Genomic DNA, 17,220 nt, shown 5'->3' with positions numbered 1-17,220 from the left:
GTGATGGGGTGAGCAACAGTCTCATGGTACTTTTAACAGCTCTTATGTAAGGATAAATACCAAGTAACGCCTCTTTTTTTATTCCACTCACAACTTCCAATCAGTAATAACGTGATCACCATTCAAACCACAAGACAAGCAACAAATTGTTAGAAGCTCAGATGTTGTTAGGTATATATTGCTGACAAAGGAAAGAATTGGAAAATTCTTAAAAGTAATGGATTTCAGATAAATAATTTTAAAAATCATGGTGTTAAAAATTCACTCTGTCGTATTTAGCTTCATAACTTAAAGATAATAAACTCACTCCTCCTTTCATATGATTGATGAGGGAAGTGAATTTATTCTTTAAAACAAAGTCTAGTACTCCATTCACGAATAGGACTAGCAAGTCGATCAATTGCAATTACGATGTTTTTAAAACAGTTAGTGAAACCACTTTTCATCTATAAAAAAATGTGAATAACCCTATAACTATTCGCATCAACTAGATGTGTATAAAACAGCTAAATAGAAATATCAGTAATATTGATCACAGATACAAAATGACAAATACATAACTTTTATACAGAATAAAAATGATGTAACTAATTGATATAAAATAATTAAATAAGGTTACCCACAGAAATTCTTTAGCTAATAACAAAAAATAAATTAAAAATATATTAAGTTATATTTATTAACTGGCTCCTAAAAAACAAAAATAAATAATCAAAAAACTATCAAATTCTTCTACGCCACCCATAAAGAAATTTGACAGTGTCGAGAAAGTTATCTATCATTGCCACCCTCATAAATATATAAGCAGGTTCATCATGAAACGCACTTTTCAACCCAGTAATTTAAAGCGTAAACGCGATCATGGTTTTCGTGAGCGTATGGCTACAAGAGCCGGTAGATTAGTTATTAAACGTCGTCGTGCCAAAGGCCGTAAGCGTTTATCAGCTTAAGTGTTTGCTTTTAAAAAAACACAGCGATTATTAAAAAAAGCAGATTATGATCATGTGTTTGAGCAAGCAAAAAAACTAGTAACCTCTGAATTTATTGTTCTTTATAGAGAAAATAATCTAGGTTATGCTCGTCTTGGGCTGGCGCTATCAAAAAAAATGATTGCAAAGGCTCATGACAGAAATCGTATTAAAAGACTGTTAAGAGAGAGTTTTCGCCAAAATCGATTACCAGCAGTAGATATAGTTTTTTTAGCTAGGCAAGGTGTGGCTAAACAAACGAATTCTGGTATCAATACCAAGTTGAGCAAAACATGGGAAAAATTAACTGTCGCATACGACAAGCAGTGTGCTTACCAATAAAATTGTATCAATATTTGATTAGCCCCTTAATTAAACCATGCTGTCGCTTTTACCCTAGCTGTTCACAGTATGCAATAGGTGCTATTAAACAATATGGCATAACCAAAGGAATATGGATGGCTAGTAAAAGATTACTTCGCTGTCATCCATGGTCACAAGGTGGTTATGATCCCGTACTCCCTAAGAATGAGAAGCATTGATGGATATAAGACGTATTATATTATATATGGCGCTTGCGCTAACTGGTGTATCACTTTGGAACTCATGGCAAACTGATTACCCCGTCAAGCCACCTGTAATAACAAATTCAAACGACCAAACAACAAATGAGAGGCATTTACTGCCTCAAGTGACTTCTGATGATAACAAGCCAGCCTTGAATTTAAATACCGAACAAGCAGCAGTTAATCAGAACAATCCTCAACAATTAATCCAGGTTAAAACGGATGTTCTAGATGTATCGATCGATTTGAAACAAGGGGATATTGTTACTGGTTTATTATTGGACTATCCACTGAGTGTAGAAGCTAAAAATAATCCCTTCCCATTATTACAAAACCAACCAACTGAGCGTTATGTAGCCAATAGTAGTATTTTTGTTTCTAATGGCCAGGCTGTTCAATCTCTTGATTTTGGTTTTACGGCGAAACAACAGGTATATCAATTAAACCCTGAACAAAATCAACTAATTGTGACTCTAGACGGTAGTAACGCAGATGGGCTCGCGGTAAAAAAAGAATTTATTTTTACTAAGGGCAGCTATTTAGTTGATGTTAATTACAAAATTGTTAATAACGGCGCTAATGATTGGAAAGGGTATTTTAATACCCAGTTATTACGTAGTTCTCCTAAGGAAGATAAATCTTCAATATTCCATATTGGCACTTACACAGGGGCTTCTTATTCAAATCCAGGCCAACATCGCTACCAAAAAGTTAGTTTTAGCGATATGAGTAAAAACAATTTAGATGTTGATGCCAAGGGTGGTTGGATAGCCATGCAGCAACATTATTTTTTAAGCGCATGGGTTCCTAATGCCAGTAGTGAAAATAAATTTTATACTCGAGCTATTAATGGTGATTACACTATTGGAGCAGTGAGTCAACCTATTACTCTTAAACCAAATGAGCATAAAGAAATAGGCGCTAAACTTTATGTGGGGCCAGAAATTACCAGTGATTTGAAAAATATCGCTCCTTCCTTAGATTTAACTGTTGATTATGGCATTTTGTGGTTTGTCTCTTCCCTATTATTTTCTCTAATGAAGGCGATCTACAATGTTGTGGGTAACTGGGGATGGTCTATAGTTTTAGTCACTGTATTAATTAAGCTGGCATTTTATCGTTTATCAGCAACTAGCTATAAATCCATGGCCGGTATGCGTAAATTACAACCTAAACTGCAAGCCTTACGTGAGCGTTATGGTGATGATAAAGCGAAAATTAGCCAAGCGACTATGGAGCTTTATAAGCAAGAAAAAGTTAATCCGTTAGGTGGTTGTTTACCTATAGTCATTCAAATTCCCGTATTTATTGCTTTGTACTGGGTATTATTAGAAAGTGTTGAATTACGACAAGCCCCTTTTATTTTCTGGATTAAAGACTTAGCTTCCGCTGATCCTTACCATATTTTACCATTGATCATGGGTGCTACAATGTTGGTTCAACAAAAATTGAATCCAGCTCCACCCGATCCTATGCAAGCCAAAGTAATGATGTTTTTACCCATATTATTTACTGGATTGTTCTGGAATTTCCCAGCGGGTCTTGTTTTATATTGGATAGTAAACAATACCTTATCCATACTGCAGCAGTGGTATATCACCAGAAAGTATTCTGATGAGAAAACTACTAAGAAAATCACCGTCACTGCAAAATAAATGTCAGTAGATACTATAGTTGCCATAGCTACCCCACCAGGAAGAGGTGGGGTAGGCATTATACGTCTATCAGGGCCTAAGGCCTTATCTATAGCCCTGCGAATAAATGGACATAAAAAAATAGAACCAAGATTTGCAACCTATTGTTCATTTTATAAAAACTCGGGTACTGAGCTTGTTGATCAAGGATTAATGCTTTATTTTAAGGCACCAAATTCATTCACTGGTGAAGATGTTATTGAATTACAGGCACATGGTTCTCCTGTTGTTCTCGATATGCTCACCAATGAGTGCGTGCTCCTTGGTGCACGATTGGCAAGACCTGGAGAGTTTTCTGAACGAGCATTTCTCAACGACAAAATAGATTTAACCCAAGCAGAAGCCATTGCTGATTTAATTCAAGCAAGTTCACAAACAGCTGCTCGCATGGCATTTCGTACCCTCCAAGGTGATTTTTCAGCAAAAATCAACCAATTAAATGAGCAGTTAATTCACTTACGTTTATATGTAGAGGCAGCGATTGATTTTCCTGAGGAAGAAATTGACTTTTTAAATGACGGAAAAGTAGCGCAGTTACTACAATCTGTTTTAGAGCAATTAGACAATATTCGCAATGAGGCAAATCAAGGCGTGTTATTGCGAGAAGGATTAACTTTAGTCATTGCGGGAAGGCCTAATGCTGGTAAATCGACGTTAATTAATAATCTAGCAGGAAAAGATATAGCGATAGTCACCGAAATTGCCGGTACTACTCGAGATGTAATGCGTGAGCACATACTACTTGACGATATCCCTTTACATATTATTGATACTGCCGGATTGCGCGATAGTGATGATGTCGTTGAGAAAGAAGGAATAAAACGAGCTTGGCATGAATTAAAGCAAGCTGATTGTGTATTATTGGTAGTCGATGTAAACGATCCGGACCAACATCAAACTCTTACTGAAGAATTAAGAGCTGTTTTACCGAAAGAAATTCCTATTATTAGCGTCTTCAACAAAATAGATACATTAGCACTTACCCCCCATTCTAAGGATCAGACTGTTTATTTATCCGCTAAGTCGGGCGAAGGGCTTAATAAGCTTAAAACAATAATTAAACAAGTAGTAGGATATCAGCCAACAGAAGGTCATTTTTTAGCACGCAGACGTCATTTAAATGCTTTAGATGAAGCTAAAAATTTGCTACTTACCGGAAAAAAACAATTGGCAGAACATAGGGCTGGTGAATTATTGGCAGAAGATTTACGGCTGGCTCATCAAGTGTTAGGCGAAATTACTGGTGAATTCTCTTCCGACGATTTGTTAGGCAAAATCTTTTCAAGTTTTTGTATTGGTAAATAAAATAGAGCGGCAGTTCATATCATGGAGTCAACTTAAGGTCGGGCAACAAATTACCCAATGGCGATCCCTTAATAAAAGGAAGAAAAAATCGTAGCCCGTATTAGTGCAGCATAATACGGGAATACCCTAGCTCAGTGCACTGAAATCCCGGATTACGCTGCGCTCATCCAGGCTACAAAAACTTAAGGTAGCGCCATTGGGCAACAAATTACCCGACAGATGCCTGTTAAATAAATGCTTATTTCAAAGAGCTTATTAAGCCTCCATCACTAATTCCTACGGCTGTTTCAGCTATGTGTTGTTTTAGCTCTCTGGGTAAAATATCTAAAATAGTCTCCGATTGCTCAAAGAACATAAATTTTAAATTGGCTTTGGTACGGCGAGCATCAATATAATTTGTCAGCTTCAGTTCACTAAACAATGTGATTATCTCTTGTTTTTTCTCCTTGCTGATACCCGGAGCAAAAGGATCATAACAGGCTTGGGATGCTAAGAAATCGACTATCTTGTGACGTTTGAATTCTACGGCTTTTTTCAGTGCGAGATGATTCATTGCGGTGGGATCTACTTTAGGCATTGTACATAGAAATTGAACAATGTCGAGATAACCTTTTGTGGCAGCAAACTTGATTGCAAAACAACCATTAGTATTGGGGTCTACTTCTGGAATTTGTGCAAAAGCCTGTACAGTGGGTAAATGTCCATAAAAGGCTGCAAGATGAAAAGTATCATTTATTATCTTTGTACTTAAATTTAAAGAGTTAATCAAGGTAACTTTAGCTGTTACATCACCATGTGGGAGTATATAGTTATATAATTCTTGTTCGTCTTTAAATGTTAGTTCTTGTTTTGCTTGCATATACTTTCCTCATTAAAAATAAATGATTAATCCAATCTCATATGAGGAAAAGTGAATAGTCGCGCTAGTTACGTTTATCGCTGAGTGAAAATTCGCCGAGATAAACCCGACATCGGTTGTGATAGCCAATGCGTTACTCTTCATTAAATCTTTTCCTCATCGACAAACCCGTTTATTAATTAAAGCTAGGAAGGTTCCAGTTCTCTACAATCCTTAGCGAGAAGATATGCCGTATGTTCCGCCTGATTTTATCACCAGAGAGAATTAGGTGTTAATGATATCACTATGTTTAAATGATAATCAAATAATGGTTGTGTTTTATCGTCAAAGCCATATCCTATTCGGCTTGTTGCATTCAATATAAACAATATTATCAGCCAGTTATTGTAAATTGCGCTGTATCACAAATATCATAGTGTAAAAAAACAATACAAAGAGGCTTGTCAAAAACAAAACCAAGTGGTAACGTAGTTTAATTCAACCTTTCTGTATATTTTTTGTGAGTTGTTATTATGCTTTATTCTAGTCAAAATGCAGCTTTTCGTAGGGACAAACATCATTTTTTCTCTAGCATTCCAGCAATTGAAGGTTTAGATGTCAAAATTCAAAATATAGACTCTCGCGCTCAGAATATTGGATATACTTTCCTTGTACAAAATCAGCTGGCGCTAGAAACTGAATTCACACAAATGTTTGCTATTCTGCAAAAGCAGGATGATGAGAATAAAGAAATATTTTGGCTCTATTGTTACTATTGTGCTTCCCTTTTAGAAGCATTTTACAAAGCTTATGCTCAAGAAGCAAATGCTGAAAAATACAAGAGCATAAAGCAACAAATTAAAGATAGACTCAATCATGACAAAAAGCATAGTCAGGATGAAGAGCATTTCATTGAATCATTACAACGCTCTTTTCTGGAGGGCTTCCGCAATTTAGTGACCTCTCCTGCCCATGTATCTCAAATTAGAGATTATGTAGCTTATGCTAATTTATGTCGTATTTATTGGATTTTTTGCCGATTGACTTTAACGCAAGGATTTGCACTTGCTAGAGATCTACAGCTAATAGAAAAGTTAGATGTGATTTTAGGAACTCATACTGATGTTGATAAAATTATAGGAGCCCTGCAAGCCCCTACTTATATTATCAATTATTTTAGTGTAGGTTTTTTCCTGATTCGCTTTATGATTGATGGTGGTTTGCTTTTAAGACATACCTTCTTTCCTTCAGAGGAAGAAAAAGGTGCTGAAAATAGTTGCGAGGTTTCTCTGCTGGAGGATTTGCCAGGGGCTGCGAGCTTAGAAGCCTATAGAAATAGTTATATTTTAGTTGAAAACAACGAGGGTCACTTTGAACTCTATTATATTCCCAAAAGTGGAAATCCAACGGCACTACAAATAAATGATAATAGTAAAATCAATACATTATTATCTAAACTAGATAATGCTCCATCTGTTAGATTGAGTGCGGAAGAAATACGAAATACGATAACTGCGGCAACGGGACACATACCTGAAGCAACAACTGCTTGGGATCGTTTTAAGCATGAGCTCTACAAAAGACATTGTAATTTTGCTAATGACTTGGTATGGGCTACGGTTAACTTTTTAACAAATTTCAACCATATTACTAATATTCCAGGCCCGATTGCAGGCTATATTACCGCTGTCTTTTTAGGGTTTGACGTGGGCATGGCTTTATATAAATGTCATTTGGCAAAAGAAGAATACTTAACCAAAAAAGCACAATATTTGCAAGAAATTGACGATTATAATAATCCTGAGCGATTTAAAAAAATGACTGCAGAACAACGACTGCTGCATGTTGAAATGCTTAATCAGCAATTGATTGAATTGGAGATCAATTGGCGTACTAAGGAATCAACTTTTTACTTTGTTGCTGCCGCAGCTGCCATATTAATGTTAGGCTTTACTGCATCCATGTTGGTGAGTCCTGCTCTTATGGTGGTTGGTTGTTATTTTGTATGTACTATAGCTGTTGCTATGTATCTCTCAACAGGGGCTTATACGCAATATCAAGAAAAAAGTCTTAATTTAGAGCAGGCTCAGCTAACGGGTAAAAATCTTGCAGTTGCTATAAGAGAATATGAAGCGGCGCGTAATGATTTTATTTTTACTATGACTAAAAATACGGTAATGCCATTGATATTGATTGCCACCTTTGCTGTTTGCTGGCCGGCAGCTGTTGTGTTTACTGCGACGTATATTGGCTATGAACTATATCATTCCTATGATCAACATTCTGAAAGTAAAGCAATCAAACAGCTTGCTTTAAATGGTCCTCAAGAAGAAGAGGATAATGATCATTTAATATCCTGCTCTCCATAAAGTTAAATAATAAGATGACCCAATAAAGGGTCATCGCTTCTACTCATCCGCATATACAGCATCGATGGCAGCGATATCTTTGGGGCTTAGGTGATTTCTTTGTCCTATTTCTGCATCATCGGTCAGTGGAATAATGGTCTTTTGGCCGTTTTTAGAAAAGGCATAAGGGCCGTAATGCATAATGGATTGATAATCATATTCACCATAATCATTACCATCAGTTAAATGCTGGTTAAAATTGTACTTATGATCTTCTTCAATATTATCCCAGGCTATGCGCACATAAGTATCCCTATCTGCTCTTGATTGCTCGTGCCACAGACCCAGAGCATGACCTATTTCATGAACCGTGTTCATCGTGGTGCACCGGCGAGATAATTGAATCACTTGCTTACCACCTTGACGTCCTACAAAAGAGGCGCATGTAGTGCCTGGAGCGGGGGTAAAGGAAACATAATCCTGATAAAGCGAGCGGTTTTTTGAGGTTAATTCAATAAATTCAATTTTACTGTTTTTTTGCCAGTGATCTATAGCTTGGTAAATGGATAGTTTATTTTCAAAAGGTAATTCTTCATCGATCTCATAAACAATTGCTGCATGAGGCCAACGTAATCCTCCTACTCTTACGGTAATTACAGCACCTTGATGTGACAGCTCTTCTACTTTACCAAGTAAGATGTCTCCCTCAACAACGGCATAGCCATTTTTTTTCTCATAAACAATGGTTTTATTTCCTATTACAGGATCAGCAACGGTTATTTTTCCCAATTGTATGGCATTTGACGAGGAGAAATATAAAACGGAACAAACTAAAGTTGTTATTTTTAAAGAGAATTCCATTATAGATCCTTAGAATGAGAGTCAATTTTATGGGGGATTATTTCTAAATAGAAGGTACCATTTCAATGGTAAAATAAAAAACAAAGTGGGGCAAGGTCTTCCGATTTAATATTATAGAAAATGGAAAAGACCTTTTCTGGGACTAAGAGACAGAGCTTTGCTCTAGTAAAATAGGAGTCAGCATGGTTTCTTTTTGATTATTGGAGTGGTAATAAGTATGAGGACAATCCCTATAGCCGCACCAACGGCCGTTCCCGTACCCAGCAGTTTTAAACTACCAATTATCGCGCCAATGGCCATTCCAATAGAGAGTTCGATGCTAATTCCCAGCGCGGGAAGCAAAATATCAGAAATATTATCTTTAGAAAGTACTTCAATTTGTTTTTTACTTTTATATATTTTAAGTATTGATATGCCTCCTGTTAATGCTCCCCCAAGATTACACCTATAATCAAACCAAAAGCACCACCAGTAAGGAGATCTACATCGATACCAAATTGATGATCCTTATACCCAGAAAAAAGTCCAAATAAAGGAGCAATATAGCAACCGGATAAAATTCCAATAATTCCTCCAGTTACCACTCCAGGGATTGTTCCAACAGCAGCAATGTATAAATTTGGATTTTTTAAAAGATTTAGCAGACCACTTTTAATATTCATACAGATTACCACTAATCCATTAGTTTCCAATGATGCTAATTTAGCAACAATAGTAGTTATTGACAACTTCATTAGTGAATAGGGTAATTTTTTTGCTTTACTTGGCGCACCTATTTTTGTATTTATAGATAGCCCCTGGTTTGCCAACTATTTTTTTCAGGGACAAGATATAAATAACGTATGCATGTTCCTTTTTTATAGTTGGATATTCTTTCATCCTGATTATTCTCCTACTTCCGTTACACCTTGTGGTATTGCTGGAGTGTACCTGCTTGTTGATATAACCAGTAACTCAGTTTATTTTCATGCCAAAAAATTAAAAAGACGATTTCGCCGCAATGAGCGAAGATCCTCATATGAAATGATATCCCCAAGCGCTGCTACCTAATACACTTGATTTAGCGTCTAGAATTTAGCTAAATTAGTAGATTGTACTAAAATGTTGTTAGCGATTTATTAGACTTCTTCGGAAACTCTACTATAGAGGCGAATTGCTTCGTCGATACGATGCTCGTGCATGTACACTCCGGTTCTGCGCCCTGCATCTGTTCGCACCTCTCTTTCTGGAGTGGATTTTCGAAGAAGTCTATTGAGGCAAGTAAACTTACTTAGGGATAATCTTCATGCACAATAATCACCAATTATCAGCAAATTCATTAGGGATTGGTGAGTCTATTGTGATGGGTATGGCTGGCGCCGCTCCTGCTTTTAGCCTTTCTGCCGCAGTGGTAGCTCTTGTTGCGTCAGTTCATACTATGGCTCCTGCTAGCGTGTTGTATTGTGGCATTATGATGTTCGGTATCACTTTATCTTTTATTCATTTAAATAAATTAAAAGTGAATGCCGGTGCTTCCTATGCTTGGGTTAGTGAAATTTTTGGTCGACATCTAGGTTTTTTCGCTGGATGGGCTGTTTTAGTCTCTTCAGCAGTATTTATGGTTTCCGGTTCTATTCCTGCAGCTACAGCTACTCTCTTATTGGTTGCACCACAACATGTAGATAATTTAGCTTTAGTTACTTTTGTCGCTGCTTTATGGCTTACTTTTATTACTGTTGTTGCCCTCAAGGGAATAAAACCCGCTAGTTATTTGCAAGTACTAATGACCGGTATCGAGATAGTAATTTTAGTCGTCATTATTGTTGCCGGGATTGTTCGTTTTATAAAACAGCCCGCTCATTCTTTTTCTTTTTCATGGTTCTCTTTAGCAGGGTTTAATCCTAGTACTTTTGCAACAGGAGCTTTAACTGCTGTTTTTTTATATTGGGGTTGGGATGTTACTTTGAATTTAAATGAAGAAACTAAAAATGCTAAGCATGCTCCTGGTTGGGGTGCATTTTGGTCTGTTGTAATTATTGTTTTACTTTTTGAAACATTTATTGTCGCAGCACTGCTTGTTCTTAGCGATCCAGAAATTCAAAAAGCAGGGACTAATATTATTTTTGCCATAGCTGACAAAATTTTTCCAAGGCCATGGGGATATTTAGCTGTTTTATGTGTCATTTTGAGTTCGATTGGTACCTTAGAAACGACTATTCTCCAATTTACTAGAACTTTATTTGCCTTGGGTAGGGATAAAGTGATGCACCCACGTTATGCTTTATTACACCAAACCAGAAACTCACCCTGGGTTGCTACTTTAGTAATTTGGGTATTCGGAATGTTCTTTTTATTTTTTTCTTCCTATTCACCTACGGTCCATATCCTAATGAGTGATTCAGTGAATGCGGTAAGTTTTCAAGTTGCTTTTTATTATAGCTTAACTGGTTTTGCTTGTGCTTGGTATCATCGCCTTATATGGAAGAACACAACAGAATTGTTAGGTTATATTATTTGGCCTGCGTCAAGCGCTTTATTTTTGGTATTTATTGCTCTTTATAGCATCCCTACCTTTGATTTACTTACTAATTTAGTTGGTTTAGGTGGTATTTTAATAGGGGTTGTGCCATTTATTTTGAATGAACGCCGGTTAAAAAAAGAAACTGGCTCCTACTGAACTCCTTCAATGCAAGTCATGATGTTGTTCTAGGGGCATATTGTCTTTTTGACTAGGCTCCTCTTTTTCAGGAAGAATGTCATGAATTCCTTTTTTGTATTTATTAAATTCACTTTTGGCTAATACCTTTGTTTCTTCTAGCTTATCACCAGTAAGAATAATACGTATTTTTTCAATAATCTCCGTAAAAAAGATTCCTATACGATCAAATGGTGCTGGCTTAGGCTGTTCTATTGATTTTAGGTGAGCTGCTGCACTTTCTAATCTTTTTTGGGGTGACGGGATAGGATCTAGGAGTATTTTTTCCATTTTCTGAGCGAATTCTAGTTTTTTTAATATATCCTCGCCTTGCGGTGTTGATTGATTAAGCGTTTGAGATAGCGGGCCTAAAGAGGCGATTATCTTTCTATTTAAATCAAAGATCATCATTATCTTTGCATAATCAGCTGCTACTGAGTTGATGTCATCAAATTGACGTTGTATTTCTAATGGCTCATGTTCCTTTGCGAAAGCTAAAATGTGATCTTCAAAAAAACGCATAGACTCAAGTTCTTCTTTCCCTATAGGGTTTTGTGTATTAATTAAGTCTAGTTTTTTATCTTTAAAAGCCAGATATCGGTCTTGAAAGACTTTTGTAATAAAAAAGTCATATTTATCAAGAAGACTCAAAAAAGAAGAAATCATTTCATCATGTTCAGCAAGCTCATCTCCTGGCTGATATTCTTTACTAAATTGCATTACTTTATCTTCAAATTGTTCTATTTCTTTTACTATCCTATTGATCAGTAAATTATCCTTCATTAAAGCTTCGAAGGTACTCTTTTTTTCTTTTATTTTTAAAAGCTGTTCATTGGCTGTAATAAATCCCTCATATGATTGTTTAAGTTTGGCGTTGTGTTCTGATGTTGGTGAAACAATAATTTCTGACATAACCTTTTTAAATTGAGCTTGAAGCGAAGAAGCTTTAATTTTATCTTCTATATTATCTTTTATGCTAATGTCTTTTAGTATTTCTTCTTGCAGTGCTTTTAAGGAGGGTTTTATTTCCTTATAAAATGCTTCGGCATAGGTGCCGAGTGATTCGCGCAGTATGTCTTTTATATGTTGATCAAATTTTTGTTCTTTAAACACGTCTATTTTTTTTGGTGTTTTTACATTCTCTTCGTTTTCTAACAATTTAGTCAGGTAGTCAATTCTGTTTTTTGACAGTTCGATGTTTATTGCTTTGCTTTTATCTTCTGCGCGAGAGTAAGTTTTGCTGGCTAATAAAGACTCTAATCTTTTATTTTCATCTTCAAGGCGTTTTTTTGTAGGAGTTGTATCGACTAATAATTGTAAATCACTTTGCTCGTTAGTTTGCACTATACGATCAAGTAATCCTTTGTAAAATGAATCAAAATATTCACTAATGGGTCCAGATAAGCTTCCTGGATTTAATCCAAGCGTAAATTCTGCATCATCAGCTTGTTTAACAATTGATACACCAAATTGTGTACGAATATTTTTAAGATTATCGATGATTAATTGATGGCTCTCAACTTCTGAATTATGGACGGCTGCCTCTAATTGATTGATTGCTGCCAAAAATGAGGCTATGTCTTTCCTCTTCAGTCTTAATTTTGCATAAGATTCTTCAATTGTTTTAAAGGCCTCTTTCATCGCGTTTTTGTCTTGTACTATCTGAGTTGCATCTTCTGCATCAGTTAATTGCCTTGCTTGTGTTTGCAGATTATAAAATCCATCGATTAGCGTGATTAAGATACCTGAAGATTCTGCATTTTGAGCCGTTGTTTGTTGTTCTGGAACAATCGTTTCCTCTTGCGTTGTTACCGTTGCTGTTTTAGAGGTAACTTCTTTTTGCATCGATGTTTTTTGTTGTACCGCTTTAGTAACTTCTTCACTGAAGACTTGTAATTGATGGGTTTCAGACAGTAATAGTGAATAAATAGAGTCGATTTGATATTGGCTAATTTTTTTTATTAATTTTTTACTGTCGTCTTTAGCGATCCTCATTAATACTTCTTCATAATCTTGAGGCGTTTTTAATGTTTTTATAAGATTTTTGCTATAGTACTTGGGATCAACGAGTTCTAAATAAGGCTGTAGTAAATCATAGTGATCACGTAACATTTTTTGGTTGGCGTCATCTGAAAAATCTAGTTCCTCATAATAGAAAGCATCTTGTAATTCGACTATGGTGCCTACAGGATTAAATACTTTTTCTGTTGCAAGTAATTGTTTTGCCGCCGCAATTAATTGTTGATGATCGGAAGTACTGGAAATAAAATTTTCGGTGAACCCTTCGTCTAAATAACCACGTAATTGACGGTAAATAGTTTCTATTTCATTTTTTATAACAGGGTCTTGATTTAAGGCTTTTTCCAATTGCTCATAAAGAGGGGTTATTTTTTGCCAATCGGGATGAACTGCCCCACCCAAATGCAGATTAAGCACATCCAGCTCTTCTTTTATTTGCTGTTCTGTGTCATCAAAAATGCGATCTAATTGGGTTAACAAGCTCCCCTTTTCTAAATCGAGCGCAGTTTCCATGTCACTTAATTGATTGGCATGTTGCTCCATAAAATCTTCTTTAAGTTTTTCATAGTGCTCTTGTAGATACAAGGGATTGGTGTCTCTTACTAAATGAAGTAACGCATGTTGTAACTCACGAATTGCTTCCGCCATTTTTTTATTAGGATCAGGTTCTTCTTCTCTTACTAATCCTTTGAGAAGGTTTTGTAATTGTTGCGATCCAGAAAGTAAAAAAGAATGAATGGAGTTGGTTTTATATTGATTCATGTGATCGATTGATTTTTCACTATCATCTTGAGCAATATCTTCCCAATCAGGATGAGTAACTTTGCCTAACAGAGGGCTTAAATCGTTTAGTTCTTTTTTTATGTTTTGTTCAACGGTGCTAAGAACATCATTTAATTGGGTTAGTAGACCTCCTTTTTCTAAACCAAGCGAGGCTTCTGCTTCATTTAATTGGCCAGCATATCGTGCCATAAATTTTTCTTTAATCCCTATATAGTGCCTGTGTAGATAGGGGGGCTCAGTATTTTTTACTAAATTAACAAGCGAGTGCTGTAAGTCGTAGACTGCTTGAGTTATTACCTTATTGGGATCTTTTTCGAAAACAGCAGCAAGACCGGGTAGTTGTTTCATAGGAGTAACAAGGTCTATTCCTTGTTGAAGAAGAGCTTCAAGTTGCGCGTTTTCGTGTAGTGCTGCTACTGCATTGTAGGCATTATATATGGCTCCCCCCACCGATAAGCCTGTAGTTCCTAAAAACAGGGCTTGCGATAAGGTACTTTCTGTATATTCATGCTCCCCTTTTTTCTCAAATCCTTTGAGGGCTTGTTCAAGATGAAGAAAAGAGTTGATCACGTTTTTATATAAACTAACCTGACTGGCCTCATCATTACTCACTGTATACGGTTCTAATTTAGAACGGTCTCCATTTAAATTTAACTCATGGAGCAGATCTTCGGAAAGATTCTCTTGCAAATAAGGGATAATTTTTTCGTGTAAATAGTCATGAATTTTAGTGGAGAGCCCCATAGTACTTAATTGATAAAAAAGAGAGTTTTTTGCCGTAATACCTATAGGGGCCAATGTGATGGGAGAGGAAATAGATAGCTTTCTCTCTTCATTTTCTAATTGGATGCATTTACCCTTGTCTACTTCGCTATTTGATTTAAGTTGAGTTAAATAATCACTTATTGGGGATTGGAAGTCTAATAATTGTCCTATAGTTATTTCATTTCCAATTTCTTCTTGTGGACTAGTGTTCATCAATGAAGCCACTACACGGGCATTTAATCGGTCCATTTTTATATCTCCTTCACCTAGAAGGCGGATATAAGGCTGAACTTGCTTAAACTGCGCTTTTAATTGTTCTTTCTCTTCTTGGCTAAGACTACTTAGGGTTTTACTTTTATCAGTTATTGTATTGAGTTGTTTAGCAAATTGAGCAAAAGCTGTTTTTGCTTCATCTATTTTCTTTATCTGATATTCAAGTTCTAGACTTTGCTCATGGAGTTTTTGGGGGATGTTATTGAGAGGACGCTTGAATGTTATTATTTGGGGAATAGACGCGTCGACTTCCAATGCGCTGCCCCCTAAAAGGGCTTGAGCGTTTTTTTCTGTTTGGACTTGAGTTGATTCTATCAGTTTTACTCTTTGTTGTTGTGTTGCCATTTCTTTTTGTAGCGATTTTAAGACTTTATTCTGGCTATCAAGAATGGTGTTAAACTCGTTTTCAGATTGGGCAAAACTCGTTGCTATCATTGCCATTTTTTGAGCATATCTACCAGTGGCTGTCAGTCCGCTCCATAATGACTGAAAAAGGGAGTCTGATTCCTGCTTGCCTTTTTTCAGTTGTTCTTTTTCTAACTCCGTTAAATTTAAATAATTAACTATTTTAGTGTCTAATTTGAGATTAGTTGCGCTCATATGAGACTGGAATTGTTTGTATCGATGGGCCAACTCCTGTTTTTCTTCTACGGATATATCAGAAAGTTGACCGTTATTATAAACAGTATTGAGTGAGGCAATTTTTTCAAAAAAAACTTCTGCGGCTTTAAGGCTTTGCTTCGTTTCATGCAACTGTGCCTTTGCTTCATTAAGTCGCCCTCGTTGTAAGGCTTGTCTTTTTTCTACAAATGAGCTGTCGATGAAAATACTTAAATTGGGGTTGACGGACAACTCTTCTTTCGGAGTAATTTTTGCATTTTTTCTGAGTATTTTGGCATACCATTTATTTTCTACATCTTTAAAAGAATCAATATGCTGAGCCGCTTGAGGAATCGTTTCAACAAGAGTAGCCAATTGTTTGTAATAAGTTTGGGCCGATTCTAACGCTGGTTCAGTTAAGGTGCCAGATTTTAGGCCGATGCTTTCCTCAATAGACTCAAGCTCTGAAATTATTTGAGGGAGTATTTCATGTTTTAATTGATCTAATTTTTCTTCTGCTTTTTCATAAGCTTCTTTGGTCCTATCAGCACTAGCATTAATTAGCTCAATAGTAAGGCTATTAATTTTTTTGACGGCCGATATCATGTGCCAATTTTGTCTCGCTCCGGTTTGAATGGTTGCTTTTTCTAAAGAGGTAGCTAGTGATTTTGCTCGTTGCTCCATTCTGCGGTGATAATCCTCAGGAGCCTCATCAATTGTTACTGTTGGAAAAAGTGATTCTTTATTAATGATATTTTGTAGTTGGCCAATATATCCAGGGATGTTAATTAATACTTTGCTTGTATCAAAAAAATCAATAGATTCTGAAGATCTACGTTCTGTAGGTAGTTTACTGATTATTTCTCCTATTGCTTCTCCTACTGTATTTCCTATTGTATCTTCCTCTGTTCGCTCTATGCCCTCTCTTGTTTCACTGCTAGTAAATTGGCTTAGTTTTTGGCATAGATAAATGCAACTTTCTTGAATCTTTTCAAATTGAGTAGGCATTATTGCTTGAATACTGGCACTACTATTATTTACTAATTGAATTGCATCATAAATTTGATTAATTGCTGAGCAAGTGTTTTTAAAAACCTGCGGTGCATGCTGTGCTAACTCCGCGGTGTACATGTCATCTGTTAGTTCTATTTGTTCTAATTCAGACAATAATGTTTCCGTATTATAGAGAATATTTGATAATTTTTTTATCACCGCTATTTGTTCAGGATCATCAGATGAAAGGTGATAAGGTGCTCCAGTGGCAGATGGCATTAATTGTTCGGTTAATACTTCTGAAAAGATGTTTTTATTAGTTACAAGCATCGTTAAATCAGTGCGTATATCATTGCATTGATTAGATAGTTCCAACTTTCTAAAGTAGTCGAGAAACTCTCTTGTTTTAGCATGTATACCCATAATCTACTCGCTTTCATAGTGAGCGTTCATGTAATAGTGTCAATTTAAGGGATGTAGCCTGGGTGAAGGCGCAGCCATAACCGGGTATTGAGGCCTGATTCGAGTCTTGA

General features: G+C 36.1%; 11 protein-coding genes. 7 read left to right on the top strand and 4 right to left on the bottom strand.

The annotated features are described in order from the left end of the window. The first annotated feature begins 815 nt into the window (after positions 1-815). The 5 genes from rpmH to mnmE are packed head-to-tail and all read left to right on the top strand — an operon-like array spanning position 816 to position 4,533. Entirely contained in the window at positions 816-950 is a 135-nt protein-coding gene (gene rpmH, locus LFA_RS17455) for a 50S ribosomal protein L34 (protein WP_006869475.1), read from the top strand. Next, complete coding sequence (gene rnpA, locus LFA_RS17450) at positions 951-1,310, top strand: ribonuclease P protein component (protein WP_045097297.1); 360 nt, start codon at positions 951-953, stop codon at positions 1,308-1,310. Further along, positions 1,262-1,510 carry a membrane protein insertion efficiency factor YidD gene (gene yidD, locus LFA_RS17445; protein ID WP_045097296.1) on the top strand — a complete coding sequence of 83 codons (249 nt, stop codon included), beginning with the start codon at positions 1,262-1,264 and terminating at the stop codon, positions 1,508-1,510. The genes rnpA and yidD overlap by 49 nt, the downstream gene beginning before the upstream one ends. Next, complete coding sequence (gene yidC / locus LFA_RS17440) at positions 1,510-3,189, top strand: membrane protein insertase YidC (RefSeq protein WP_045097295.1); 1,680 nt, start codon at positions 1,510-1,512, stop codon at positions 3,187-3,189. The genes yidD and yidC overlap by 1 nt, the downstream gene beginning before the upstream one ends. Further along, positions 3,190-4,533 (top strand): tRNA uridine-5-carboxymethylaminomethyl(34) synthesis GTPase MnmE, encoded by a 1,344-nt coding sequence (gene mnmE, locus LFA_RS17435; RefSeq protein WP_045097294.1) that lies wholly within the window; start codon positions 3,190-3,192, stop codon positions 4,531-4,533. A 238-nt stretch (positions 4,534-4,771) separates the two neighbouring features. Here mnmE and LFA_RS17430 read toward each other — a convergent pair whose 3' ends face one another. Continuing rightward, positions 4,772-5,392 carry an ankyrin repeat domain-containing protein gene (locus tag LFA_RS17430; protein WP_045097293.1) on the bottom strand — a complete coding sequence of 207 codons (621 nt, stop codon included), beginning with the start codon at positions 5,390-5,392 and terminating at the stop codon, positions 4,772-4,774. Positions 5,393-5,904: 512 nt separating this feature from the next. Here LFA_RS17430 and LFA_RS17425 point away from each other — a divergent pair. Then, complete coding sequence (locus tag LFA_RS17425; protein ID WP_045097292.1) at positions 5,905-7,740, top strand: hypothetical protein; 1,836 nt, start codon at positions 5,905-5,907, stop codon at positions 7,738-7,740. Between the two features lie 39 nt (positions 7,741-7,779). Here the strand turns inward: LFA_RS17425 and legP are convergent, their stop codons facing one another. Together legP and LFA_RS17415 are read right to left on the bottom strand one after the other, a co-directional pair. Beyond that, a complete protein-coding gene (gene legP / locus LFA_RS17420; RefSeq protein ID WP_045097291.1) occupies positions 7,780-8,580 on the bottom strand; it encodes a Dot/Icm T4SS effector Zinc-dependent metalloprotease LegP in 801 nt (266 codons plus the stop codon). Positions 8,581-9,002: 422 nt separating this feature from the next. Next, entirely contained in the window at positions 9,003-9,242 is a 240-nt protein-coding gene (locus tag LFA_RS17415) for a hypothetical protein (protein ID WP_157010407.1), read from the bottom strand. A gap of 623 nt (positions 9,243-9,865) precedes the next feature. Here LFA_RS17415 and LFA_RS17410 point away from each other — a divergent pair. Then, positions 9,866-11,236, top strand: coding sequence for an APC family permease (locus LFA_RS17410; protein WP_045097289.1), 1,371 nt, complete (start codon positions 9,866-9,868; stop codon positions 11,234-11,236). A gap of 6 nt (positions 11,237-11,242) precedes the next feature. Here the strand turns inward: LFA_RS17410 and LFA_RS17405 are convergent, their stop codons facing one another. Continuing rightward, complete coding sequence (locus LFA_RS17405) at positions 11,243-17,110, bottom strand: hypothetical protein (protein ID WP_045097288.1); 5,868 nt, start codon at positions 17,108-17,110, stop codon at positions 11,243-11,245. Between the last annotated feature and the right edge of the window lie 110 nt (positions 17,111-17,220).

Source organism: Legionella fallonii LLAP-10 (assembly GCF_000953135.1).
Classification (GTDB): domain Bacteria; phylum Pseudomonadota; class Gammaproteobacteria; order Legionellales; family Legionellaceae; genus Legionella; species Legionella fallonii.
This window is presented reverse-complemented; position numbering and strand designations above follow the sequence as displayed.

Bases quoted from the DNA above. Each gene is read 5' to 3' on its own strand.
- mnmE (WP_045097294.1), top strand. From the start codon at position 3,190: ATGTCAGTAGATACTATAGTTGCCATAGCTACCCCACCAGGAAGAGGT.
- legP (WP_045097291.1), bottom strand. From the start codon at position 8,580: ATGGAATTCTCTTTAAAAATAACAACTTTAGTTTGTTCCGTTTTATAT.
- LFA_RS17415 (WP_157010407.1), bottom strand. From the start codon at position 9,242: ATGAATATTAAAAGTGGTCTGCTAAATCTTTTAAAAAATCCAAATTTA.
- LFA_RS17425 (WP_045097292.1), top strand. From the start codon at position 5,905: ATGCTTTATTCTAGTCAAAATGCAGCTTTTCGTAGGGACAAACATCAT.
- yidC (WP_045097295.1), top strand. From the start codon at position 1,510: ATGGATATAAGACGTATTATATTATATATGGCGCTTGCGCTAACTGGT.
- LFA_RS17430 (WP_045097293.1), bottom strand. From the start codon at position 5,392: ATGCAAGCAAAACAAGAACTAACATTTAAAGACGAACAAGAATTATAT.
- rpmH (WP_006869475.1), top strand. From the start codon at position 816: ATGAAACGCACTTTTCAACCCAGTAATTTAAAGCGTAAACGCGATCAT.
- yidD (WP_045097296.1), top strand. From the start codon at position 1,262: ATGGGAAAAATTAACTGTCGCATACGACAAGCAGTGTGCTTACCAATA.
- LFA_RS17405 (WP_045097288.1), bottom strand. From the start codon at position 17,110: ATGGGTATACATGCTAAAACAAGAGAGTTTCTCGACTACTTTAGAAAG.
- LFA_RS17410 (WP_045097289.1), top strand. From the start codon at position 9,866: ATGCACAATAATCACCAATTATCAGCAAATTCATTAGGGATTGGTGAG.